This window comes from Corynebacterium sp. HMSC14B06 (assembly GCF_001807075.1).
In the GTDB taxonomy this organism is placed as follows: domain Bacteria; phylum Actinomycetota; class Actinomycetes; order Mycobacteriales; family Mycobacteriaceae; genus Corynebacterium; species Corynebacterium jeikeium_D.
Genome location: NZ_KV787380.1, coordinates 15,469 through 38,526, shown reverse-complemented (window position 1 = coordinate 38,526; position 23,058 = coordinate 15,469). Strand labels below are relative to the sequence as shown.

Genomic DNA, 23,058 nt, shown 5'->3' with positions numbered 1-23,058 from the left:
CCCACTACCCACCACTTACCTCCTAAAAACCATCCAGATTCAACCTGGTCGCCAGACTTAGTGCGTTGACCTGCAATTTTGTGTCGCCAGAGCCAAACTTTCGGAGATACCAACAACGACCGCAGATAAGAATTCCTCCATCCCAATAGCTAAGTGGGGAAAAGTGGGGACTCGGGGTGGGGCAAAGTGGGTGAGATCTTGTGGAGACGATTCACGTCTAGAAAAACAAAAAAGTGAGGGCAAGCCATCGCTGGCTTGCCCTCACTTGTTAATTCTTGAGGCTTATCCCCTAACGCCCCTCGAAGCGGCCACGGAAACGCGATTCCAACGTGGAATCACCAGAGGAGCCACGGCTACCCGAGGTCCCTCGACGACTCTTTGCCGCCCCGGACTTAGACTTTCCAAAGCTCAGCCCCGAAGCAGAACTAGCCTTCTCCTGCTTACCGGCGCCGGTCAGAGCCCAAACGCCGGAACCGAACATAAGGCCAAAGCCGGCAACCGATAACACAACGAACCAATTGCTCACAGAGAAAAGAGCGACGCCGCCAATCAACATCAGCAGACCGAGGAGCATGAGCGCAAAAACCTGGATGGAAAACCCACGAGGTGCGCTGTTTTCCTCCGGAAAGCTGAACGCATTTCCGGCCATCGTCGAACTAAATTTAGGATCCTCAGCGTAGAGTGCAGACTCGATTTCGTCGAGCATCCGCTGTTCGTGCTCAGATAGTCCCACAATTCCTCCATCGCCTACTTGAGCATTGCCCACCGCGATACTGGCGAGCCTTGACCCTCAACCAACAATGCCGATACAGCAAAGTTAATCACAGGCCACCTGCTGCTAACGCGGCGTCCGTTAGCTTCATTCTTACCCCTTCAACGGGCGACTCACCTCTATTGTTCCATGAATCCGAACAATCCCCCATTTATTTAGGAAAGCAACGCTTTAGCACGCCCCCCACCGGCTTATGCAGCCGCGGGCAGAATACCCAGCTCAGTCCGAACAGCCCCCAAGAATGCACAACTTAAATCCCACAGCTCCTGCGCCCGCTGCGAGTCAATGCGACGCGAAATACCCAACCGGACTTCCTCACGCAGCGCGGTGAACTGCTCAAACTTGGTGACCCAGCTATCAAATTCGGGCTGCTCTTTCTTTAAACGCAACCAGGCACTCTGTGTTGCCGAACGACGACGCTTAACTACCGAGCCCGAACGAGCGCCCGAGCCAGAACCCCCAGCCACCGACACATCGTCGCGATTCAACAGCGCACCTGCGCAACGCAGCGCCGCACAGTAGGAAAGCTCCAACATCTCATCAGAGCTGGCATTCCGAGCATTCACTAGCAGAGCCTCTGCCCGCCCCAGCAGCTCCAGCGATTGCCTTGAGACACCGACCGGGGCGACCGAACCCGACTGCGAAATCGCCCTAAACTCCACCACGTTCGACCTTGCCACCACCCTGCTTCTCCTTTCACACAGCATTCACATGAGCACGGATTTTCCGCTTCTCCTTAGCGGGATTGACTGCAATCTATCCCCAAGCCCGGACTACGCCATGCGCACTTTCGCACACCTGTTCGACTCGATGTTATTGCAGTAATCTCACAACTAAGTTCGTCCAAGTCGCTAATCTGGTCACTGTGAAATACAGCGTGGTTCCGATGACAGCAGGAGACTTCAATCTCCGCCTGCAAGAAGCAGTGGCTCTCTACATCACCGCGATGCAGTACAACCCCGCAATCTTGCCCGGTCGTCTCCACGAATGGCAGAAGCAAACCACTCAACCCGGCTTCATGGCTGCTGCAGCCATAGCTCACCCCAAAGAGCTCTCCCCTGCCCAGGCTCTCCGCGACCCGCGCTGCAGGTTGGTTGGCATCGGCTACTGCCGTACAGGATTGGACACGCACTGGTGGTATCGCCAGGTAAGAGATGGACTGCTCATGGACGGGCGCTCGCTACCGGACGTCGTCAAGCTCTTGGGCAACTACGCCGAACTGTCTGAGATTCACATACACCCCAGCTTTCAGGGGCGGGGACTCGGTAAACGACTGCTCCGCGAGTTGGTCGATTCCCGCCCAGAGACGCGAGTTCTGTTGTCAACCCCGGAATACCCGAATGAGGCCAATAGGGCATGGCAGCTCTACCGCCAATTTGGTTTCAAGGATGTTTTAAGGAACTTTTATTTCACAGGGGACTCCCGTCCCTTCGCAGTTCTAGGAGTAGATCTTCCCCGTGACATCATCACCGAGTGAACCTTCCACACCACGTCGACGGCTTTCGCCTCTGCGCATTGCCACAGCAATGGCCGGAATTGCCGCCATCTTGCCGCTCAGCGGCTGCTTTGACGCACAGGCTGGCATTACCATTTCCGGCGACGACAGGGTCTCGGGCACAATTCACGTAACACCCACGGAGGAAGTCCGTTCCCAATTTGAGCAGTGGCAAGTACCGGAAGATCTCTCCGACCGCGTCTCGCAGGGAGTAATCGACTCCTCCACAGGAAAGATGGAAGTCTCGTTCAACGAGCTGCACTTCATTGAACTCACCGATACGCTCCGACAGCTTTCCGACGATCGCGTAGACATCGACCTAGACCGTACCGGTGGCGGCAAGATTTCGATGAACGGCCACATGGATTTGACTCACCTGCCCGGCGCGAAGGTTGATTTCGTCGTCGCGTTCCCGGAGCAGGTTACTGACTCCAATGGCCGCCAGACCGAACCGAACAAGGTGGAATGGCAGCTCGCCAGTGGCGAGAACCATAATGTATGGGCTTCGTCGCCGGCTGGATCCACCAAGCGGAATCAATTCCTATTATTTGCCGGTGTGACCACAGCCGCCGGTGTCCTAGCCTCAGTGCTAGGTGTCCTGTGGGCGCGAAGAGTTCGCGACATGCAGGACTTTTAGCAATTAAAAACCGCCGCGCAGCATATCCTGGCCGGTGCCCCATTCGGGCGCCATGCCGAGGTTGTGCAAAACTTCCTGGGAGGCGCGAGCGAAGTTCATAGTCATAAAGTGCAGCCCCGGCACGCCTTCGGCGATGAGCCGCTCTGCCATGTTGGTCGAAAACTCGATACCAATCTTGCGAATCTCATCTTTATTGGCCTGCTCGTCACCATCTGCTGCCTTAATCAGGCGTTCCTCCAAATCGGATGGCAACTGTGCCCCGGAGAGCTCAACCTGCCTGCGCACTGAGCGCAGCGATGTAATCGGCATCAGCCCCGGAATGATGGGCTTGGCACCGTGCACTGGGTCGGCTTCCACCAGGCGGTCTCGAAGGCGTAAGTAGTGCTCAATATCGAAGAACATCTGCGTAATCGAGTATTCGGCTCCTGCGCGCAGCTTGGCCAGCGTGTACTGCGTGTCATGGTCCAAATCCGGCGAGCGGTAGTGTCCCTCCGGGAACGACGCAATGCCGATTTCAAATTTCTCGAACTCCGGCTCGGCCTTAATCAGCTCAATCAATTCGCTGGCGTAGTGCAGACCGCCCTCGGTCTCCACCCAAGGGCCAAGCGGGTCTCCCGGTGGGTCACCACGCAGAACGAGCAGATTCGTCAGCCCCGCGCTGAGATAAGAGCGCAGGATTTCCCGCAGCTCGTCGACAGTGTGCTCTACCAATGTCAGGTGCACAAGCGTTGTCAGCGGCTGCCTCGAAACGCGCTGGGCGATTCGCAGGGTGCGGTCGCGGCTAGAACCACCGGCGCCGTAGGTCACGGATGCAAAGGAGGCACCAAGATCATGGAAAGCCTCAGCTGCTCGGAGAAGACGTTCCTCGGCCGCGTCGTCACGCGGGGGCATGAACTCGACCGAGAAGGGAATACTGCCCGCGCTCGGCATTGAAAGCGCCTGGCGGATTGTCACTTGGCGGCCTGGCGACGGTGGCATTGTTGAGGACATAGTCACTCATACTAAGCGGTGTCCTATTCTTGAGTCAGCATTACCCGTCATCGACGAGAGGCTCACATGAGCGAAGAACTGGATTTGGCCGCGCTACAGCCCCGCGAAGTACCAGCTACTGTTACCAAAACGCTGGAGAATTACCTCAAAAGCCGTGGCGACGATGTCGCATCGGTCGATGCGGTATACACCGAGGCCATAGATTCGCTCCATTCCTTCGTCCTCAATGGGGGCAAGCGCGTGCGTCCAGCCTTCGCCTGGCAGGGGTGGTTGGGAGCAGGCGGCCTCGAAGGCCGTTTCTCCCCAGCAGAGGATTCCCAGGCTGTGATGAACGCGGTGAGCGCCCTGGAACTCATTCAAGCCTGCGCACTCATTCATGACGACATCATCGATGACGCTGATACGCGCCGTGGCGCACCGACCATCCACAAGGTATTCGAGGCCAAGCACGAGGCCAATAGCTGGAATGGAGCCGCCGACCGCTTCGGCATTTCCGCCGCGATTCTCATTGGCGATGTCGCCTTGACCTGGGCTGATGACATGATGCACTCTTCAGGCCTCAGCTCGGAGGCGCTAACCCGCGCACTTGTCCCCTGGCGGGCGATGCGCACTGAAGTACTTGGCGGCCAACTGCTCGATATCACGGCCGAAGCCAGCCGGGACAGTCGCGTCGAGACCGCTGAGAAAATCAATCTGTTCAAGACCGCCGCCTACACCATCGAGCGGCCGCTCCACATTGGTGCTGCGATTGCCGGCGCCCCAGCGGAATTGGTTGAGGCCTACCGCAGCTTCGGCCGCGATATCGGTGTGGCATTCCAGCTCCGCGACGATCAGCTGGGTGTTTTCGGCGATCCCGAAGTCACGGGCAAGCCTGCCGGCGATGACCTCCGCGAGGGCAAGCGAACCGTACTGGTCGGCCAGGCTTTAAGCCTCTACCTCGATTCCGCACCTGAAAAGGCCCGCTTTATCGATGAACGCCTGGGAGCGGTCTCGTCTGCTGCAGATATTGATGAGCTACGAAATCTCATCGCTGATTCCGGCGCTGCCGATGCCGTCGAACGTGAAATTGACCGCCTGACCAGCCGCGCTTTCTCCACTATCGAGAATGCCGACCTGCCTGCAACGTCGCGCGAGAACCTCATTGCTATGGGCGTTCGCGCCACCGCTCGTCAGCATTAGACCAGGTGTTGCGTAGTCATGCCCGCTGCTTCCCCCACTCGTGCCCCCATTAATTCCCCGCGTCTGCGACGTGCGGTCACTCGTCCTCATAAGGGCTCCAAACCACGACTGACCATCATCGGCGCAGGCCTGTCCGGACTTACCGCCGCGCTCTACGCCATCGCCGATGGCTACGATGTCACCGTTGTCGAGCGGGGAAGTTTCGTCGGCGGACGCTGCGCCAGTGAACCCATCACAGTCGATATCGACGAGCAATCGCTCACCGCAGTCTTCGACACTGGCGCAACTGTATGGACCATGCCCTCGCTTGTCGACGATGCCCTCGCCGCCGTCGGCCTCTACGCGCGCGATATCGACCCGGGTTTTTCGGCCTCCCCAATCACGCCCACCTACCGTGCGGAATTTGCCACCCGCGGCGGACTCGATGTGTTTTCCAACGAAGACATGATGGCCGATGAACTCGCGCGCTTCGGTGCCTCTGACTCCACCGTCGCCGGTTACCGCAAACTTCGCACGTGGCTGCAAACTCTCTTCAATGCCTGCTTCGACAACTTCATGTCCCGCAGCTTTGACCGCGTTACGGACCTATTCACCGGGCCCGGCGCGCTTCGCGACCTCACTACGCTCCTCCGACTCGGTGCCTTCGGCGCCCTCGAACCTAAGATTCGTGCCTTCCTCGGAGATAATGATCTCGCTCGCGTTTTCAGCTTCCAGGCGCTTTACGCAGGTGTGCCTCCCGCTAAGGCCCGCGCGGTCTACGGCTGCATTTCCCACATGGATACCTCGATGGGGGTTTACTATCCGCACTCCCCCGCATTTGGTTCGGGTATAGGCGCCGTCAGCGAGTTGCTCGCCGAGGCCGTCCGTCGAGCTGGCGGAACCATCGACTTCGGCGTTGATGTCACTGGGCTGAAAGTTGACGAAGCAGGCTTTGTCTCCGCCATCACCACGGCAACTGGCGAGCGTCCCACCGATGCCGTCATCGCTACGACCGATTTACCTGTGGTGCAGAGCTGGCTTCACGACGCGGCTACCTCTGCCGCCGGTAGCTCATCGAAGCGGCGAGGCCTTCGGAGCGTCGTAAAGCGGACGGGAGCGCGACGGTTGTTCCCAGTTCGATTTTCTCCATCGGCGGTGGTGGCGCACGGGCTGATTCCGGTTTCGGAGACTGCGACGTGGCCGAAGCGGCATCACCTGATTTCGTTTGGCGAAAAGTGGAACGAAACCTTTGAGGAGATCTCGTCACCGCGCCATGGAAAGCTAATGTCGGACCCATCATTGCTGGTCACCCGGCCTGCGGTGAGCGCGCCGGAGCGTATTGTCACAGATGCGAACGGCGTGCAGTGGGAGCCCGTCAGTGTGCTCGCGCCGTGCCCCAACTTGCAGTCGGCCAATCTGATCTGGTCACGAATCGGTGGGGACTACGTTGCGAAAATAAGCGCTGAGCTGGAGCGGCGCGGACTGACCGGGATTTCTACGAAGTGGCGAGTCGGTCGGATCGATACCCCTCAGCAGTGGCAAGAACGCGACATGGGCGTTGGCTCGCCGTTTGGGCTGGCGCATCTGTTCCGACAGACGGGGCCGTTCCGTCCCCGCAACTTCTCTCCGAAGATGCCAAAGAATCTGACGCTGGCGGGATCGACGACGGTGCCGGGGGTTGGCGTGCCGACGGTCATGATTTCGGGACGACTTGCGGCACAGCGGTTTGAAACGCCTTAGCTCATGAATGTCTCCCGGATGTCTGCCGGTGGTCACTGACCAACTAGGATTAATGCATCAGCAATGTATCGATTGTTTAGGTTGACATGAATTTATCGCGGAGTGCTCAGCTGGGTGTCTACGGTGGCATCCTCATTGCTCTGGGCTCCTACGGTTCCGGTGCGAATCGCTACCGTGGCGGCCTTGTCCACGCTCTGGGACTCGACTGGATCACCTACGGTCACGGTCAGATTTTCTGTGAGATTGTGATTTGGGTAGGTATCGCCCTGCTGCTTATCTCGTGGCTGCGCATCGGGCGGGAACTGCTGTTCTCGAAGGGGACCATCCGGGACATTGTGGCCGGTTCTGCCCATGATGGCGACGCAGCAGACGCTGCGGTTCCAGCGAACGCTGGCGGCGATGAGTCCACGTTGCGTCGGTTCAATTCAATCCTGATGGCCTGGGCAATTCCCCTCGCGCTGGCCGCACCGCTGTTCTCTCGCGATGTCTATTCGTATCTCATGCAGGGCGCGATGGTCCGCGATGGGTTTGATCCCTACACTGAGGGAGCTGCAGCCAATCCAGGGCCGATGCTGCTGGAGGTATCCGCAGATTGGCGGAATACCACCACCCCGTATGGCCCGCTGCATCTGGGAATTGGCGAGGTCATCACGCGGATTGTCGGCGACAACATCACCGTCGGCGTGATTCTCTACCGCATTGTGTGTCTGCTGGGCTTCGCCGCCATTGTCTGGTCGATCCCGCGAATCGCCCGGGAGCTTGGAGCAAATCCGGCTTTCGCACAGTGGCTCGGTGTGCTCAATCCACTGGTGCTACTGCATCTGATTGCGGGTATGCACAACGAGGCACTGATGGTCGGATTGGTCAGCCTGGCACTAGTTGCCGCACTGCACATGGAGCACATGCGGGGTGGCCTGGTCGCTGCTGTCCTCATCGGAATCGGCGTCGCGCTGAAAGCCACCGCTGTCCTGGCGCTTCCCTTCGTCGTGTGGATTGTGTTGACCAGGCGCGAGCCCATCGCCACGGTTCAAGAGATGCTGCGCAAGATTCCGGCGATTGCCGGTGTGGGCATCGTGTTGGTCGCAGTCTGCGTCGACACGCTTGCAGTGGTGACGTGGCTGACCGGCTCGAGCTGGGGCTGGATTTCCGAGATCAGTGGCAATACCAAGGTGATTAACCCCCTGGCAGCACCGTCAGCGGTCGCTGGTGTGATCTCGGGCGTCATGGCGTGGTTCAACGACGACATCGGTTTCAATGTCATCGTCAGCCACACACGCGTGGTCTCCTCTATCATCATGCTGGTGGGACTCGTGATCTCCTGGTTCTACTTCCGAGCCACCCCTCGTAACAATGTCGCTGGCATGATTGCCGCCTACGTGGTGGCCTGCGTATTTAATGCCGTGGCACTTCCCTGGTACTACGCCAGCTTATTGCCCCCCATGGGAACGATTCGCCCGCCACGATGGGTGGTTCAAGGCACCGTGTTGTTCACATTCATCCTGTCGCTGTCCTTCGCCGGCGGCGGCAATCACCGCTTCTACGACGTGCCCTGGATGGTTATCATCACCGTTCTCGGCTGGCTGGCCGTCGGCTGGCTGACCACTGGAAAATTCAGCTGGAAGTACTCGTGGCGCGACGAAAAAACCGCCGCAGACACGGATTCCACAGTGGCGCCCCTGTCGCGGTCAACCGAGGTCGCATAGTTGTCCATGCCCGCCCCACAGCCTCTCTCGACCATCGCGCTGCCACAGTCCTACGAGCTCTGCCGCGATATTATGGCCTCCCACGGTCGCACGTATTCCCTGGCCACGCGACTGTTGGCACCCTGCCAACAGCGTGCGGTGTGGTCTCTCTACGCCTGGGCACGCATCGTCGATGACTACGTCGACTGCCCCGCCGACGCCGACCGCTCCCCCACGCACATCGAAGCCACGGTCATACGTTTAAGCGAGCTTTTCCACTCAGCTGTCGTCATCGGTTCGCTTGACGACGTCCACCGCGACCGCGACCGTGCCGTCATCTCGGCGGCCGCACAGACTTTTCGCGACTACGACATCGATCCACAGCTCTCTGCGGACTTTGTTCACTCCATGTTGATGGACGTGCCCGACACATCGTGCCACATTGCGCATTTTGAAACATGGGAGCAACTCGACTCGTATATGTGGGGCTCCGCAGCAGTCATCGGCCTTGAGATGATGCCCATCCTAGGCACCCGCACAGGGGTCTCCCGTGAGGAAGCCACTCCCTACGCAGAGCTCCTGGGAAAAGCCTTTCAGGTGACGAATTTCCTCCGCGACATCGCCGAGGATTTTCGCCGTGGCCGTATTTACCTACCACTGAATGAGTGGGAGGCCTTCGGAGTGGGTACCGAGGAGATCGGCTACTGTGCCGCCACGGGACAGACGACCCCGGCGGTACGTCAGGCATTGGCCTTCTTCATCGCTCGCAACCGCGCCCTCTATGCCGAAGCCAGCAGCGGCGTGGACATGTTAGAGGTGCCAGGGCGTCAGGCTATCCGTGCCGCGGAGATTCTCTACTCAGACATTCTCGGCGAAATTGAGCGCATGAACTACAACGTCTTTGCGCAACGCGCTCAAGTGGGACGCGCTCGAAAAGCAAAAATCGCCCTCCCGCTGCTTTTCACAGCAGTGGCCGGGCGATTACGACAGGAGCTATCGCGGGCGTAGGACGGCGGGCGTAGGACGCCGTCCGGGTCTTTACAACGCCATAGCCTGTGCGCGGCGCATTACTTCGCGTGCAAGGTGACCGTGTAGGGCGTCCACCGGACGTCCAGGCAGAGATTCATCTTCGGTGAATAGCCACTCCAGCGTTTCTTCTCGCGTGTAGCCGCCGTCGGCAAGCAATGCGAGTGCGCCAGGTACAAAACGCGCGACCTCGTCATCTTCAAAGAAGCGGGCGGGAATTTGTGCAATGCCGTCGCGGTGGACTGCAATAAGGCGCCCCTCCTGCAGCAACGCGTGAATTCGGGTGACGGTGACGCCAATGAGGTCAGCGGCATCAGGCAGCGCAAGAGTGGGTTCGTCGGCGCTCAGGATATCGTGGCAAGTTGGAATCTTTCTCACACTGGTCACTTTAGCGCGTTGGCCTTGCAGTAGGTACGTCCCCATATACTTATTAGAAGCAACTGATTGGAACAGGGAAGGCTGGTTTATGTCGCAGCTTGTCGAGGGGCAGATTCTCGATGGTCGCTACCGTATCGGAGCCACCATCGCACACGGTGGCATGAGCACCGTGTACTGCGCCACCGATTTGCGGCTCGATCGCAGGGTGGCCGCAAAGGTCATGGATCCGCGTTTTGTCGACGACGAGTCTTTCCGCATCCGCTTCGAACGTGAGGCCCGCGCGGTCGCGCACCTCAATGACGAGTCACTCGTCAACGTCTACGACCAGGGCACGGACCCGGCGGGGCATGTTTTCCTCATTATGGAATTCGTCGACGGTGGGACCCTCCGCGAGCTGCTCCGTCAGCGCGGTCCGATGCCTCCACATGCAGCTGCCGTCGTAATGCGCTCGGTTCTGCGCGCCCTATCGGTGGCGCATTCCCGCGGAATGGTGCACCGCGATATCAAGCCGGAAAATGTGCTGATTGCCTCGGACGGGCGAGTGAAGCTGGCGGACTTCGGTCTAGTGCGCGCGGCCGCTGATGCCAAGGTGACCTCTAACTCGGTCATCGTCGGCACCGTCGCTTATCTGGCTCCGGAGCAGGTCACGGGTGAATCCATCTCCCCTGCCTCCGATGTGTATGCGGCGGGTATTTTGCTCTTTGAGCTGCTTACCGGCACCACGCCATTCATCGCCGATTCTTCGCTCGGCGTTGCCATGAAGCGATTGAACGAAGATGTCCCGCCACCCTCGGAGCTCATCGACGGCGTTCCCGAGGAGTTCGACGAGTTGGTCGCCCGCGCTTGTTCCCGCAGGCCGGAGGATCGGTTTGAGACGGCCGAGGAATTCGGTGACGCACTCGAAGACATTGCGGACAAACTCGCGCTGCCACCATTCCGCGTGCCATCGCCCGTCAATTCAGCAGCCGCCAACGCTGCCGCCATGGAGGGGCTCACAGAGGACTTCCACCGACCGGGCAACGACCATTTCGATGACAGACACGGCACCGCAGAGACGGCACCCGAGCGCTTCGGTCACGACGGCTATGGCTTCTCGACGGACGCACCCGGTAGCCCCGTTTCTTCCCGACCACCGGGACCACCAAACGTTTTCGATGATTTCGACGACCCGGATGCGGGGCGGACACGCACTTTCGATCGCTATGACGAGTACAACCCCACTGGCTGGGAATCCCCGGAGCCGTCTGGTGGAGCTCTCGTACCAGCCGACGTTCCAGGCGCTCCGGAATATCCGCTGCCGCCGGACACTCAGGGGCCACAGCACCCACAGCATCCGCAGCCGCGATCTGCTCAGACTCAGACGCCTAAGAGCCGTCGAGCTACCCGACAGCGGACGCGCCGTGGATGTGCATTGTGGCTGATTATCGCCCTGGTTGCCACGTTGGGCATGGGGCTTGGCGCGTGGTGGCTGGGCTCTGGCCGTTATGGCGAAGTGCCCTCTATCACTGGGCTGTCGCAACCACAGGCGATGACCGCAATCAGTGAGGCGGGCTTTGAACCGGTGGTTGATGAGCGCTACGACAACGATGTCGCAGTGTCCCAGATTATTGGCTCGGACCCCCTGGCTGGAGCGCGGGTTGTCCGCGGTGATGATGTTCGCGTACTGGTCAGTCTCGGCCGCCCGACTGTGCCCGCATATCCCGCGAACCACTCAAAGGAAGTGTTCAGTGCTGCCCTAGCTAAGCGGACGTTGAAAGAAGAGGTCGGAGACCCCGTCTTTTCCGATGATGTCTCCACCGGCGGCTTGGTATATGCGGTTCCTGCTCCAGGACAGACCGTCGAAGTTGGCTCAGTTGTGACTGTGCATTACTCCAAGGGGCCAGCACCGGTGAAGGTGCCAAAAATCGTGGGGCTTCAAGAGGATGAAGCTCGTGAGCTGTTGAGCAAGGCCGGGCTGGAAGTCCGGGAGGTATCGGCGGAGTTCTCCTCCTCTGCTGAGCCGGAAGAGGTTCTTTCCGTGTCTCCTGAGGAAGGCACTGGCCTCGAACGCGGTAGTTCTGTGACGTTGACCATTAACAACGGCATCGAAGTGCCCAATGTCGTGGGCAAGTCGGAGGATACTGCTCGCCAAATTCTGCAGCGCGAGGGCATTGAGGTAAGCGAAGTAAAGGACGCGTCCTCCTCCTCGCGCGACTACGGCCGTGTCGACGCAGTCTCACCGAGTGCAGGTCGTTTGGTTAACCCCAATGATGCGACTGTCACGCTGACGGTGTCCAGAGCAGTGAAGGTTCCGCAGCTGCTGGGTAAAACTGTTGCGCAGGCACGTCGTGAAGCGGAGAAACAGCATCTTCAGCTCGACATCGACGTCTCTGCGAACGAGGAGGATCGCATCGTATTGCAGTCACCCCGACCGGGCGCCAAGGCCACGGCGGGCGACCGCATTTCGGTCAGCACTCTGTAAAAAGTGCAGCGCTCCACTGAACGCGGCGCTGCACCAGCTGGGCTAGTTGTACCTAGCTGAGCTGGTTGCAACTAGTTGCGCAGCATCTCGGCAACCAGGAAGGCCAGCTCCAGCGACTGCTGAGTGTTCAAACGCGGGTCACAGGCGGATGCGTAACGGCCTGGCAGGTCGACATCGGAAATGTCCTGCGCGCCACCGAGGCACTCAGTGACATCTTCGCCGGTCAGCTCCACGTGGATACCGCCCGGGTGTGAACCGATCGAGCGGTGCACCTCGAAGAAGCCCTGAACCTCGTCGACGATGCGGTCGAAGTGGCGGGTCTTGTACCCATTGGAGGCCGAGTAAGTGTTGCCATGCATCGGGTCGCACTGCCAAATGACCTTGTGACCAGAAGCTTCCACAGCCTCAACGATGGGAGGCAGCACGGAGCGAACCTTGTCATTGCCCAGACGCGAAGTCAGGGTCAGGCGACCAGGCTGGAAGAACGGGTCGAGCTTGTCGGCGTAAGTGACAGCCTCCTCCGGCGTGGTGGTCGGGCCAATCTTCACACCGACGGGGTTGCCAATCATGGCAGCCAGGTTGATGTGGAAATCCTCAATGCCACGGGTGCGCTCACCAATCCACAGCTGATGCGCGGAGAGGTTGAACAGCTCCTGGCTGCCATCGTTTTCAGAAAGGCGCAGCATAGCGCGCTCGTAGTCAACAACCAGCGCCTCATGCGAGCAGTAAATCTGCGCGGTCTGCAGGTTCGAGTCCGCAACACCACAGGCAGCCATGAACTGCAGTGCGTGATCAATCTCGCGTGCCAGGTCCTCGTAGCGGGCGCCAGCCGGCGAGTTGCTGACGAACTCACGGTTCCACTCGTGCAGACGGTGCAGGTCAGCGGTGCCCGAACCTGTCAGTGCACGTACCAGGTTCATCGCCGCGGAGGCATTGGCGTAGGCACGCACCATTCGAGCTGGGTCGTGAACTCGAGCTTCTTCGGTCGGCTCAACACCGTTGACCATGTCACCGCGGTAGCTGAGCAAACCGTCGCCGTCGATGTCCTTCGAGCGCGGCTTGGCGTACTGACCAGCGATACGAGCCATCTTCACGACCGGAGTGGATGCGCCGTAGGTCAGCACAACGGCCATCTGCAGCAAGGTCTTCACATTGGCGCGGATGTGCGGCTCAGTATTGGACTCAAAGGTCTCCGCACAATCACCGCCCTGCAGCAGGAAGGCCTTACCATTAGCGACGTCGGCAAGCTCCTGACGAAGCTTACGAACCTCAGGCGCGACCACAATTGGCGGCACCGATTCGAGAATGCGACGCACGTTAGCAGCGGCGCGGGCATCCCAGCTTGGCTGCTGTAGGGCTTGGCGGGATACGACATCAGCAAAGCGCTCAGCCATGTCGCCGGGAAGCGGTGGCAGATCGGGCAGGTCATCTACAGGGAGATCAATAGTCCAACTCACAGAAGTTCATTGTAGTGCCCCTGCCAGAAGGGTGTTAGTCAGGTCACCAAATATTCGCATTCCGCTGCTTAATCAAGCGGCAACTTCTGGGCAATCTTTTGAAACTTCAGCAGATTGTGCTGGGCATCTGCCAGCGCATCGTGCTTACCTGCAGTCTGTTTTGGTAACCGTGGCTTGCCCGCCATCTCCCAGTACTGCTTGAGTTCACGGGTATAGCGCGGCATGAACTGCGGCAGCTTGGTCATATCGCCCCAAAGCTGCACCAACGCAATATGGTCGTAGGCGCCTACCCAGGCCCACAGCTCTGGACTGCCCGTACCGGGTTCGGTGAAAAATGCCAGCAGTTCCTCGCGGATCGTGTCCCGGTTCTTCCACAGCGGAGATGAGGGATTGGGCAGCTGATTGAGCACATTGGCCCGCACCCACGGCCCAGCCTTGCTCTCGTTGAACTCGGTAGACACCGCGTAGTACTCGCGGCCGTCCTCAGCTACGACACCGATGGAGACAAGATCAATAGTCTTGCCGTCTTCAATAAACTCGGTGTCATAAAAATAACGCACGGTGTGGAATCCTCTCCAGCCTCGGCCTCGCGTCGGCTACCTCGCGACCAAAAGACCGCGGAGCCCTACCGAGCAAATCTTCCCCATGCACCGAATCGCCTTAGGAAGTGTGCAGCCCCACTGTCGCGAAAACTATCTGCGCCTTATTATTCTAGCGAGCGCGTCGGAACCAGCGACGAGGGGTCGGCTTCGGCCCCGGAGCCGGAAAAGTCAGCTCTCCCCCCGGCTCGGTTCCCGCTGGATAGCCGTTGCCGGCCTCCAAGGACTTCTTCACATCAGTCGCATAGGCATCGACATATTCCTGACCCGAAAGCTTCTGAATTTCCTTAATCAGGTCATCCGTCAGTGCCCTGGCCGCTTCATACTCATCGCTGTACTTGGCTTTGTACTCCGACGGATCAATCGGATCGCCGATAATCGTGCCCACCTTCACCGGACGAGGAATCCACGAACCAATCGGGTTGGCTTTCTCCGTATCAATCATCGCCATTGGGAACACCGGCACACCGGCCTCCAGCGCGACACGTGCCGCACCGGTTTTACCGCGGTACAGTCGACCATCGGGACTACGGGTGCCTTCCAAGGAAATGCCCAGCAGGTCACCGCGTGACAGCACCTTCAAGCCGGCGTTCAGCGCATCGCGAGCTGCATCACCAGAGGTACGGTCAATCGGCACCTGCCCCACCGAGGAGAAGAAGAACTTCTGGATACCGCCGACAAAGCCCGGCGTGGTGAAGTACTCCGCCTTCGCCAGGAACGTCAGCTGACGACGGCAGACCAGTGGGAAGAAAAAGTGATCCATCACAGCAAGGTGGTTCGACGCCATCAGCGCTGGACCTTCCTGAGGAATCTTCTCACCACCGATGTAGTACGGGCGATTATAGATCCGCAGCCAAGGGCCAATGAGGATGTACTTAAAGAACTTGTACCAGCGATTATTCACAGTTTAAAACTATACAGGTTCAGTTGGTCCGACAATCCATCTCCGCAGCCATTCCCCCACCTTTTCGCGGGCGAATTCCCCTGCAATCCCCAAATTGACGCTTTACGACGATGTCGCACCCTCGGCAGCCACAACGCTGCGCGCAATATCCGCCGCACCAATCAACCCAGCATCCGCACCTAGTTCAGCGACCCGCACATCCGCTACCGGACGATAGCCAGCGCCGGTGAGATTGCGGGCAAACTCGGCCTTGGCCTTGTCCAGGTATAGATCAGACGCCGAGGCAACACCGCCACCGATAACAATCAATTCCGGATCAAAGACATCGCCCACCATCGACAGGCCACGCCCCAGCCAGGTAGCAAAGTCATCAATCGCAGCTAGAGCCAATTCATCCCCCTGGCGAGCAGCCGAGACGACATCGGTACCAGTTACCGAGCCGGCCACGAGCCCGTCGGTAAGCCGCGAGAAGTAGCGACCGGATTCAGAGAGTTCCTGAGCGGTGGTAACCAACGCCGTACCCGAGCAGTAACGCTCCAAGCAACCACGCTTTCCGCAGGAGCAGGGACGACCATCCGGCACAACGGTGAGGTGGCCGAATTCCGGCGCCGTGCCGTACGCGCCACGGTAAATCTCACCCCCCTGCATCATCGCGCCGCCGATTCCCGTACCCAGCGCAAACAGCACCCAATTATCCGCACCGCGAGCCGCACCAAAGCGATACTCACCCCAGGCGGCCGAGTTGGCATCGTGCTCAAGCTGCAGCGGACATGGGAGAAGCAAGGATAAACGCTTGACGACGTTCGCATCGCGCCACGGCAGATGCGGGGCAAAACGAACCGTCTGGCGGTCAGAATCCAAAAAACCAGCTACAGCTAAACCGATGGCGCTGACATCTGGAAAGCGTTCAACCAAGCGCTCGGATGTCTGGACAATGCCACGTTCAATGGCATCCACACTGCCATCAGAACTGGTCTGAACTCGATACAGCACCTGCCCATCAGCGCTGACCACTGCAGCGCGCAGGTTTGTTCCACCAATATCAAAACCGATAGCCGGGCGATCAGCGGCGTCGGACTCGTCTGAGTTCGGATGAATCGGAATATCGGTGGACATAACAGTTGATTATAAAGGGATTGCGCAGGTTCGGAGAATTCGGCGAGCCCGAGCAGCCATGACCTCCCAGGTCCACGACTGCACAACATGCTCCCGACCACAGGCTCCCATCGCCGCCGCGCGCTCCGGATTATCCAAAATCTCAACCAGCCCGGTGGCGACGCTGCGCTTCGAGGCCCCGTCGACAACGATGCCAGTTTCGCCATCGATAACTGTCTCCGGGGCGCCACCAGACTTGCCAGCTATGACAGGGACACCGCAGGCCTGTGCTTCCAAGTAGACAATGCCGAGGCCTTCTACATCGAGGCCACGTCCGCGGGTTCGGGCGGGCATGGCAAAAATGCTGGCCGCATTGTAATAGGCGGGGAGGTCATCATAAGAGACCTTGCCGGCAAAAATAACCTGCTCGGAGACCCCGAGCTTTACTGCCAGCTTTTTCAATTCTCGGTTCAACGGACCAACGCCCACGATCAGCAACCTGGCATCCGGGTGCTGCTCAAGAACCTTAGGCATGCTGCGAATCAGCATATCTTGGCCTTTTCGGCGCACTAGCCGAGAAATACAGACGATAAGCGGCTGGGACTCACCGATTCCGTGGTGCTGCCGGATCTTCTGTCCCGCCTCGGGGTCCGGGGAAAATCGCTCGATATCGACACCGGAAGGCAGGCGTTCAAATGCTGTTTGCGGACCAAAGGCTGCCGCAAATCGACCACGGGTGTAGCGGGAAATATAGGTCACAACATCGGAGCTCTTACCAATGCGCCTCAGCATCTGGCGGGCCAATGGCAGCATCGACCAGCCCACTTCATGTCCGTGAGTGGTAGCAACGATGCGGGTGGCACCTGCGCGACGGCATGCGTCGGCAAGCAAACCAAGTGGCGCGGCGGCACCAAACCATACGGTGTCAATGCGTTCGGTGCGAATAATCTGAGCGGCGCGACGAGCTACGTGCGGCAGTGGCAGCAGCACGGAATCACGCATGCGATAAACACGGTACGGTAGCGACTCGTCGTAGGCGCGGAGCTTTTCTTCGGGGGCTCGCGAGGACGCGAGGACTACGAGGTTCTCCGGATCCAAACGAGCACAGAAATCACGCAGGTAGGACTCGATTCCACCATCGCGAGGCGGGAAGTCATTCGTAATGAGCAGTACGCGCGCAGACATGGAGCCGAGTTTATCTACCTTGACTAAAAGGACGCGAGGTCACCTGCCGCTAGTTAGAAGCGGACAGCGCCTTGGTACGGGCCACCTTGGTCGATGGAAACGACCTGGACTGGAATACCGTAGTCGGAAGCATGGACAATCTGACCATTGCCGATGTACATGCCCACGTGCGTGATTCCCGGGTAGTAACCGATGATGTCGCCCGGCTGCAGCTGGTCGCGGCTCACCGGAGTACCACCGGCGAGCTGTGCCTGCGAGGTCCGCGGGATGGACTTACCAATCTGCTGGTACGCCCAGTACATCAGGCCGGAGCAGTCGAATGCGGAGGGACCAGCAGCTCCCCACGAGTACGGGGAACCCAGCTTCGACATCGCGGCATCAACTGCGGCGGAAGATCCGAGCAGTTTGTCCAACCCTTCGGTAATTGGGTTGTTCTTGGAAATCCAGATTTCCCGCTGTTCGGGGCTCAGCGATTCAACCATGGACTTGACATGCTCGGCGCGCTCATCAAATTCGGCGCTGCGCTTGTCCAAATCATCGCGGCGCTTGGCCAGGTCATCGAGCTGCTTGCGGATATCGCCCTGCAGACGCAGCGCATTGGCCTTGCCATCCTCGGCATCCTTGCGGGCTTGCACCGCACGGCTGACGACTTCATCGTTGTCGCGGAACATCTTGTTGATGTAGCCGGCACGGTCGATAGCGTCCTGAGCACTGGAAGATCCCAGGGCGGCAGACAATGGGTCGACGATTTCACCACGCATCCGCTTCTTCGCGAAGTAGGAAATCTCACCAGAGAGCGCCTTGAGATTATCCTGTGCTCGGAGAACCTGATCCTCAGAGTGCTTCAGTTCCCCTTCGGCGTGCCGGAGTTCCTCTTCCTTGGCCTGAACCTGAGAATCCAGCTCGGTAACTTCCTCAGAAACCGCTTCGGTATCCCGAGAAATCTTCTCCAGCTCTGCAATAATGCCGTCTGCAGTAGCCAGATCCGGGGCTGGCTGTTCATCCTGCGCAGAGGCAATCGGCGCCAAACCTACGGAGCCAAAGGTTAGCCCAGTCACGACCGTAAGCCCGACTACACCGCGACGAGAGTTGTGGCGACGGCGAGAGGCACGGTGACGCGACAAATCCAAACCCTTTTCAAGTTGTGTATTCAAATTTCTTCCCCGAAAAACAAAACATCAAACCACTTGACGCATTCGAGCAAATTGTAGCAGCCTTGCCGCGGAACAACACACCGACAAACCGCCAGCACAAAGGGGTATCCAAAGGGAGTAACCAGGATAGCCCTTCGACTCCACGCATTGCGTAACCGCAGTAGAAAAACAAAAAATGAGGCGAGTGCCCCTATAGTGCTTTACGACGCGCATAGCGTCAGCACCCGGGCGCTCGCCTCAGTGCCCCCTCGGTAAAAAGAGAGCCAAGGCTCTGCGGGGCATCAAGGCCCCGCAGGTTGTCATCCGTTCAAACAGATTAGAAGCGGACGAAGTTGTGAACCGGCATGTAGTTCATCGGAGCTTCCTTGACGACATCGCCGGACTGCGGAGCGTGAATCACGTTGCCGTTGCCGGAGAAGATGCCGACGTGGGTAGCGCCAGAGTAGAAGGAAACGATGTCACCCAGTGCCGGGCTGGAGACCGCGGTACCCTGGGAAGCCTGCGCCTGGGAGGTACGCGGGATCGACTTACCGACCTGCTGGTATGCCCAGGAGGTCAGACCGGAGCAGTCGAAAGAGTTCGGACCGGTAGCGCCCCACACATACGGGGAACCGATCTTGGAACGTGCAGCGGAGACGATAGCCGAACCAGTGGACGGTGCTGCAACGTTTGCAACGCTGCCGGAGGTAACCTCACCTGCGATGTCGTTGAACTTGCCAACAACATCCTGCATACCTGCAACCTGCGGGGTATCGAAGCCGTTCAGTGCGCCCTGGATGTCGTTCAGCGGGTTAGCGTTAGCGGTCGGAACTGCGAGAGCGGTAACGCCGGCGACAGTTGCGCCAAATGCGACTGCGTTGCGTGCAAAGTTAGAACGGCGGTGGTGCTTGCCCATTGTTTTGAAACTCCAAAATCTTCCTGTTTAGCCGACCGGGTTAGCTGACGGGTTCGGAAGAATGGAAGACTTCCTACCCTCCGGGATTTCCCTTTGGGATTCACCCCATGGTTCGAGGTGGGTCCCCGGCTCGAATCCCCTGAGGCTCTCACTACTTAGACCCTCAGGACCTTCGATAAGGCTCTGTGTTTTCTTATCAATGACCGGCACCAACTCAGTGGCCCCGTTTCAATGTCTCGATAAGGTTACGAAATGGCATCAAGTTTTGTCTAGCCGTTTGTCCAGAAAACCGCTCGAGGCCCGGTTGTTACCATCGATAGAACTAAACCGTTACCAAGCTGTTACAACTAAACACTCCCCCTATAGCGGAATAATAACAGTTTGATAAACGTGTCACTACCTGGCATTTTGAAGTCCGCCGAGAACTTTACACTTAATGCCTTAAAGTCGACACATTTTTATCGCGGGCTCAAAACGTGTTTTATGTCACACTCCAGCTTGCAACAGCTCAATTTGCTCAAGTTTCACAGTTTTAACACCACTAGGAGCGCTCAGCATAGGATTATTGACGTGGATTCAGGACAACAGCACTTCCCTCTCGAAGGCACCGTCGATGATTCTCTTTTCAACACCACCTTTGTCGTCGTAGACCTGGAAACGACCGGATTGAAGGCCAAAAACGACCACATCATTGAAATTGGGGCCATCAAAACCCGTGGCGGTAAGACAATTGGCACCTTTTCCAGCTTCATCGACCCCGGTATGGAGATCCCCGACCACATCACATCTCTGACCGGCATCACTACCGCCGATGTTGAAACCGCCCCACAGCTCGGCACAGTTATTACTCAGTTCCTCGAATTTGCCCGGGGAAGCGTCTGGGTTGCGCATAATGCCAAGTTCGATATTGGATTCCTCCGCCAGGCTTGCACAGATTTGGGCCTAGATTGGCCGAGCCCCAGTGTCGTAGACACCCTCACGTTGGCGCGTCGCGTCCTCGACCGCTCACAAGTTGGCAGTTTCAAGCTCTCACAGCTCGCACGGTACGTCGGTTCTCCGAATCGCCCCACCCACCGGGCGCTTGACGACGCAATCGCAACCGTCGACGTCCTTCACTACCTCGTGGAGAGACTAGCTGGCGATGAAGTACAAACAGCGTCCGAGCTAGTGCACTACTCGCCCACCGTCGCTCCAGAGGTTCGTGCTAAACGGCACCTTGCCGATGGAGCTCCGCACACCCCTGGTGTCTATGTTTTTCGGTCAAGAAATGACGACCCCTTATATATAGGTACAGCTCTCGATTTGCGACGTAGACTTCTGCAGTATTTCAACGGTACTGATTCTCGTCGCAAGATTACGGAAATGGTCTCTCTAGCCGAACGCGTCGAGATCATCGAGTGCCCGCACGGCTTCGCTGCAGAAATTCGCGAGGCTCGTCTGATCTCTGCACTCCGTCCGCCCTACAACCGACAACGCACCGAACCAACCCGCGGCTGGTACATCGTCCCCACTAGCCCCGGTCGGCCTGCCAAGATTAGCCGGGCAGTCACCGACGCCCGCAGCCTAGGTCCTTTCCGCACGCGCGACACCGCTACTGCCATCCGCGACAGGTTCTCCGCGCTTAACGACGACTTTGCGATAACAACCGCTCAGATCTCCACCACCGGCGCAGACGAGATCGCAGACATGATTGCAGAGATATCAGCACTTGCCGAAGCACACCGCTTCCAACGCGCGGCAGTGCAACGTGACCGCGCCGCGGAGTTCATTATCAGCTTGGACAAGCAGCAGCGCCTGAGCATGCTTGCCGCCATCCCATCTCTGCAAGCCGCTTTCCCCGATGGCAATGGCGGCTGGCATCTAGCGGAAATTCGCTACGGCAGGTTGGCCGGCGCCAGCACCGCACCACGTGGCGCGGAAATGAACTACATCATCGAGCTCATGGAGAGTTCAGCCCAAACAGTCACTCCAGATGATTCCTTATATAAAGGAGCATCGATTGATGAACTCAGTATTATCTGGAAATGGCTGCAGCGCCCGGAGGTACGAATAAAGCCCACCGGAGGCGAGTATTCCTACCCTAGGTTAGGCGCAGGAAAATACCTTCAGTGGGCAATTGACGCGCAGCAAGCACGTCGTGAAGCGCGACGCGAACCTTAACCCTTCATCGCCGCGGTAAGGATGTCCAAGCACAGCCCCGACTGGAGCGTTTCCTTGACCTCTTCAATGGAGTCGGCCATAGCTTCCTTTAGCGGACGGCCACTCAGACCACGCGAAATGGCGATTGCGGCGGCGGAGTTAAGGATGACTGCATCGCGAATCGGGCCTTCGAGCTCGCCAGCCCAAATGCGACGTGCAACATCAGCGTTGTAAGCAGGGTCACCGCCACGCAGCGCGTCAATTTCGGAGTACTCCATGCCATAGTCATGTGGATCGATGGCATCTTCGGCAACTCCACCGTTTTCCACAATAAAGACCTTGGTGGGGCCAGTAACGGTAATCTCGTCGAGGCCATCGCTTCCGCGAACCACCAGCGCGCGCTGACCACGGCGGGCGAAGGTGTCCGCCATCGTCTCCATCTGATCTTCGAAGGCACAGCCAATCAAGCTCGCCTGCGGTCGTGCTGGATTCGTCAGCGGCCCCAACAGGTTGAAGACTGTCGGAACCGCTAGCTCCTTACGCACCGGTCCAGCGAAGCGCATGGCCGGATGAAAGCGAGCGGCAAAGAGGAAGCGCACGTAGAAATCCGGATGTTCCGGAGAAGTAACGAGACCGTTCTCAATGTCGATGCCAAAGGCCTCCAGCATGTCAGCTCCGCCCGACTTCGAGGAAGCCGCGCGGTTACCGTGCTTGAGCACCGGCACACCGCTGGCCGCGATAACAATCATGGACATCGTGGAGATGTTGACGGTATTTGCGCCATCACCACCGGTGCCGACGATATCGACTGCACCGCGCTCAATAACACCGGCGAGCTGTGGATCATGAACTGGGCGGGCAAATGAAAGCATGCCCTCAGCCGCAGCATCGAGCTCGGCAGCCGTAATCCCCTTGGCGAGGAGACCGAAAGCAAACGTTGCGGTCTGCACGTCTCCGGAAGCACCGGACATGATTTGATCCATGGCGAATCGAATGCCCTCACCGGAAACTTCGCGGCCAGCGCCAATCGTGGAGAGAACATGGCGCCAGTTTTCGACCGCCCTCTTATCGCCGATCTCGCTCATCGCCACTCCCTTCCACTAGATAGTCAAGTCTGTATTCGTACTTTATTAATACAACTGCACCTAGGTACTGCTGGCTATCCCGCCCACCAGGCGCACCACATCACAGGGCTGTTGAAAAAAATCCCACCGTGATGTACGTAATAAGACAAGATACCTCCCCCATATATCCAGCGCATCACCAGGTCCACCTTTTGCGTTCACCGAAA

20 protein-coding genes and 1 riboswitch are annotated in these 23,058 nt (G+C 58.5%); of the genes, 8 read left to right on the top strand and 12 right to left on the bottom strand.

What is annotated here, in order from left to right:
• Positions 1–289: 289 nt before the first annotated feature.
• Positions 290–733, bottom strand: coding sequence for a DUF3040 domain-containing protein (locus HMPREF3130_RS06230; RefSeq protein WP_070429638.1), 444 nt, complete (start codon positions 731–733; stop codon positions 290–292).
• A gap of 230 nt (positions 734–963) precedes the next feature.
• Entirely contained in the window at positions 964–1,452 is a 489-nt protein-coding gene (locus tag HMPREF3130_RS06225) for an SAV_6107 family HEPN domain-containing protein (RefSeq protein ID WP_070429637.1), read from the bottom strand.
• A 206-nt stretch (positions 1,453–1,658) separates the two neighbouring features.
• Between HMPREF3130_RS06225 and HMPREF3130_RS06220 the strand changes: the two genes are divergently transcribed.
• Positions 1,659–2,249 carry a GNAT family N-acetyltransferase gene (locus tag HMPREF3130_RS06220; protein WP_048731193.1) on the top strand — a complete coding sequence of 197 codons (591 nt, stop codon included), beginning with the start codon at positions 1,659–1,661 and terminating at the stop codon, positions 2,247–2,249.
• Positions 2,230–2,904 carry an LppM family (lipo)protein gene (locus tag HMPREF3130_RS06215; RefSeq protein ID WP_016423011.1) on the top strand — a complete coding sequence of 225 codons (675 nt, stop codon included), beginning with the start codon at positions 2,230–2,232 and terminating at the stop codon, positions 2,902–2,904. Before HMPREF3130_RS06220 ends, HMPREF3130_RS06215 begins: the two co-directional genes overlap by 20 nt.
• Positions 2,905–2,907: 3 nt before the next feature.
• Here the strand turns inward: HMPREF3130_RS06215 and metF are convergent, their stop codons facing one another.
• A complete protein-coding gene (gene metF / locus HMPREF3130_RS06210; RefSeq protein WP_141737792.1) occupies positions 2,908–3,882 on the bottom strand; it encodes a methylenetetrahydrofolate reductase [NAD(P)H] in 975 nt (324 codons plus the stop codon).
• Positions 3,883–3,960: 78 nt separating this feature from the next.
• Between metF and HMPREF3130_RS06205 the strand changes: the two genes are divergently transcribed.
• The 4 genes from HMPREF3130_RS06205 to HMPREF3130_RS06190 all read left to right on the top strand — a co-directional run bounded on the left by HMPREF3130_RS06205 (position 3,961) and on the right by HMPREF3130_RS06190 (position 9,482).
• Positions 3,961–5,073, top strand: coding sequence for a polyprenyl synthetase family protein (locus tag HMPREF3130_RS06205; protein ID WP_070429543.1), 1,113 nt, complete (start codon positions 3,961–3,963; stop codon positions 5,071–5,073).
• 18 nt (positions 5,074–5,091) lie between these two features.
• Positions 5,092–6,792 (top strand): phytoene desaturase family protein, encoded by a 1,701-nt coding sequence (gene crtI / locus HMPREF3130_RS06200; RefSeq protein WP_070429542.1) that lies wholly within the window; start codon positions 5,092–5,094, stop codon positions 6,790–6,792.
• Positions 6,793–6,878: 86 nt separating this feature from the next.
• On the top strand, positions 6,879–8,495 hold the full coding sequence (locus HMPREF3130_RS06195) for an alpha-(1->6)-mannopyranosyltransferase A (RefSeq protein WP_070429541.1): 1,617 nt from the start codon (positions 6,879–6,881) through the stop codon (positions 8,493–8,495).
• 6 nt (positions 8,496–8,501) lie between these two features.
• On the top strand, positions 8,502–9,482 hold the full coding sequence (locus HMPREF3130_RS06190) for a phytoene/squalene synthase family protein (protein ID WP_049192940.1): 981 nt from the start codon (positions 8,502–8,504) through the stop codon (positions 9,480–9,482).
• 30 nt (positions 9,483–9,512) lie between these two features.
• Here the strand turns inward: HMPREF3130_RS06190 and HMPREF3130_RS06185 are convergent, their stop codons facing one another.
• Positions 9,513–9,887 (bottom strand): Rv2175c family DNA-binding protein, encoded by a 375-nt coding sequence (locus HMPREF3130_RS06185; protein ID WP_070429540.1) that lies wholly within the window; start codon positions 9,885–9,887, stop codon positions 9,513–9,515.
• A 79-nt stretch (positions 9,888–9,966) separates the two neighbouring features.
• Between HMPREF3130_RS06185 and HMPREF3130_RS06180 the strand changes: the two genes are divergently transcribed.
• The gene (locus HMPREF3130_RS06180; protein WP_070429539.1) at positions 9,967–12,339 is read left to right on the top strand and encodes a PASTA domain-containing protein; all 2,373 of its coding nucleotides are present in this window, start codon (positions 9,967–9,969) and stop codon (positions 12,337–12,339) included.
• A 71-nt stretch (positions 12,340–12,410) separates the two neighbouring features.
• Here the strand turns inward: HMPREF3130_RS06180 and HMPREF3130_RS06175 are convergent, their stop codons facing one another.
• The 7 genes from HMPREF3130_RS06175 to HMPREF3130_RS06145 form a co-directional block, all read right to left on the bottom strand.
• Positions 12,411–13,796: a class II 3-deoxy-7-phosphoheptulonate synthase gene (locus tag HMPREF3130_RS06175; protein WP_070429538.1), complete on the bottom strand. Its 1,386-nt coding sequence runs from the start codon at positions 13,794–13,796 to the stop codon at positions 12,411–12,413.
• Between the two features lie 68 nt (positions 13,797–13,864).
• On the bottom strand, positions 13,865–14,356 hold the full coding sequence (locus tag HMPREF3130_RS06170) for a polyadenylate-specific 3'-exoribonuclease AS (protein ID WP_016423018.1): 492 nt from the start codon (positions 14,354–14,356) through the stop codon (positions 13,865–13,867).
• Between the two features lie 151 nt (positions 14,357–14,507).
• Positions 14,508–15,299: a lysophospholipid acyltransferase family protein gene (locus tag HMPREF3130_RS06165; protein WP_038625849.1), complete on the bottom strand. Its 792-nt coding sequence runs from the start codon at positions 15,297–15,299 to the stop codon at positions 14,508–14,510.
• A 102-nt stretch (positions 15,300–15,401) separates the two neighbouring features.
• Positions 15,402–16,415, bottom strand: coding sequence for an ROK family glucokinase (locus HMPREF3130_RS06160; RefSeq protein ID WP_049170251.1), 1,014 nt, complete (start codon positions 16,413–16,415; stop codon positions 15,402–15,404).
• Positions 16,416–16,424: 9 nt separating this feature from the next.
• Complete coding sequence (locus HMPREF3130_RS06155; RefSeq protein ID WP_049190492.1) at positions 16,425–17,579, bottom strand: glycosyltransferase family 4 protein; 1,155 nt, start codon at positions 17,577–17,579, stop codon at positions 16,425–16,427.
• A gap of 53 nt (positions 17,580–17,632) precedes the next feature.
• Positions 17,633–18,703: an NlpC/P60 family protein gene (locus tag HMPREF3130_RS06150; protein ID WP_353797117.1), complete on the bottom strand. Its 1,071-nt coding sequence runs from the start codon at positions 18,701–18,703 to the stop codon at positions 17,633–17,635.
• A gap of 346 nt (positions 18,704–19,049) precedes the next feature.
• Entirely contained in the window at positions 19,050–19,628 is a 579-nt protein-coding gene (locus HMPREF3130_RS06145; RefSeq protein ID WP_048731217.1) for a C40 family peptidase, read from the bottom strand.
• A 14-nt stretch (positions 19,629–19,642) separates the two neighbouring features.
• Positions 19,643–19,785, bottom strand: a riboswitch (cyclic di-AMP (ydaO/yuaA leader).
• A 413-nt stretch (positions 19,786–20,198) separates the two neighbouring features.
• On the opposite strand from HMPREF3130_RS06145, the gene HMPREF3130_RS06140 reads away from it, so the two are divergent.
• Entirely contained in the window at positions 20,199–21,788 is a 1,590-nt protein-coding gene (locus HMPREF3130_RS06140) for a DEDD exonuclease domain-containing protein (protein WP_049170245.1), read from the top strand.
• On the opposite strand, the gene trpD is transcribed toward HMPREF3130_RS06140, so the two are convergent.
• Positions 21,785–22,852 carry an anthranilate phosphoribosyltransferase gene (gene trpD, locus HMPREF3130_RS06135; protein WP_049190496.1) on the bottom strand — a complete coding sequence of 356 codons (1,068 nt, stop codon included), beginning with the start codon at positions 22,850–22,852 and terminating at the stop codon, positions 21,785–21,787. The genes HMPREF3130_RS06140 and trpD overlap by 4 nt on opposite strands.
• Positions 22,853–23,058 lie beyond the last annotated feature (206 nt).

Bases quoted from the DNA above. Each gene is read 5' to 3' on its own strand.
- HMPREF3130_RS06220 (WP_048731193.1), top strand. From the start codon at position 1,659: ATGACAGCAGGAGACTTCAATCTCCGCCTGCAAGAAGCAGTGGCTCTC.
- metF (WP_141737792.1), bottom strand. From the start codon at position 3,882: ATGCCACCGTCGCCAGGCCGCCAAGTGACAATCCGCCAGGCGCTTTCA.
- HMPREF3130_RS06205 (WP_070429543.1), top strand. From the start codon at position 3,961: ATGAGCGAAGAACTGGATTTGGCCGCGCTACAGCCCCGCGAAGTACCA.
- crtI (WP_070429542.1), top strand. From the start codon at position 5,092: ATGCCCGCTGCTTCCCCCACTCGTGCCCCCATTAATTCCCCGCGTCTG.
- HMPREF3130_RS06195 (WP_070429541.1), top strand. From the start codon at position 6,879: ATGAATTTATCGCGGAGTGCTCAGCTGGGTGTCTACGGTGGCATCCTC.
- HMPREF3130_RS06190 (WP_049192940.1), top strand. From the start codon at position 8,502: ATGCCCGCCCCACAGCCTCTCTCGACCATCGCGCTGCCACAGTCCTAC.
- HMPREF3130_RS06180 (WP_070429539.1), top strand. From the start codon at position 9,967: ATGTCGCAGCTTGTCGAGGGGCAGATTCTCGATGGTCGCTACCGTATC.
- HMPREF3130_RS06160 (WP_049170251.1), bottom strand. From the start codon at position 16,415: ATGTCCACCGATATTCCGATTCATCCGAACTCAGACGAGTCCGACGCC.
- HMPREF3130_RS06155 (WP_049190492.1), bottom strand. From the start codon at position 17,579: ATGTCTGCGCGCGTACTGCTCATTACGAATGACTTCCCGCCTCGCGAT.
- HMPREF3130_RS06145 (WP_048731217.1), bottom strand. From the start codon at position 19,628: ATGGGCAAGCACCACCGCCGTTCTAACTTTGCACGCAACGCAGTCGCA.
- trpD (WP_049190496.1), bottom strand. From the start codon at position 22,852: ATGAGCGAGATCGGCGATAAGAGGGCGGTCGAAAACTGGCGCCATGTT.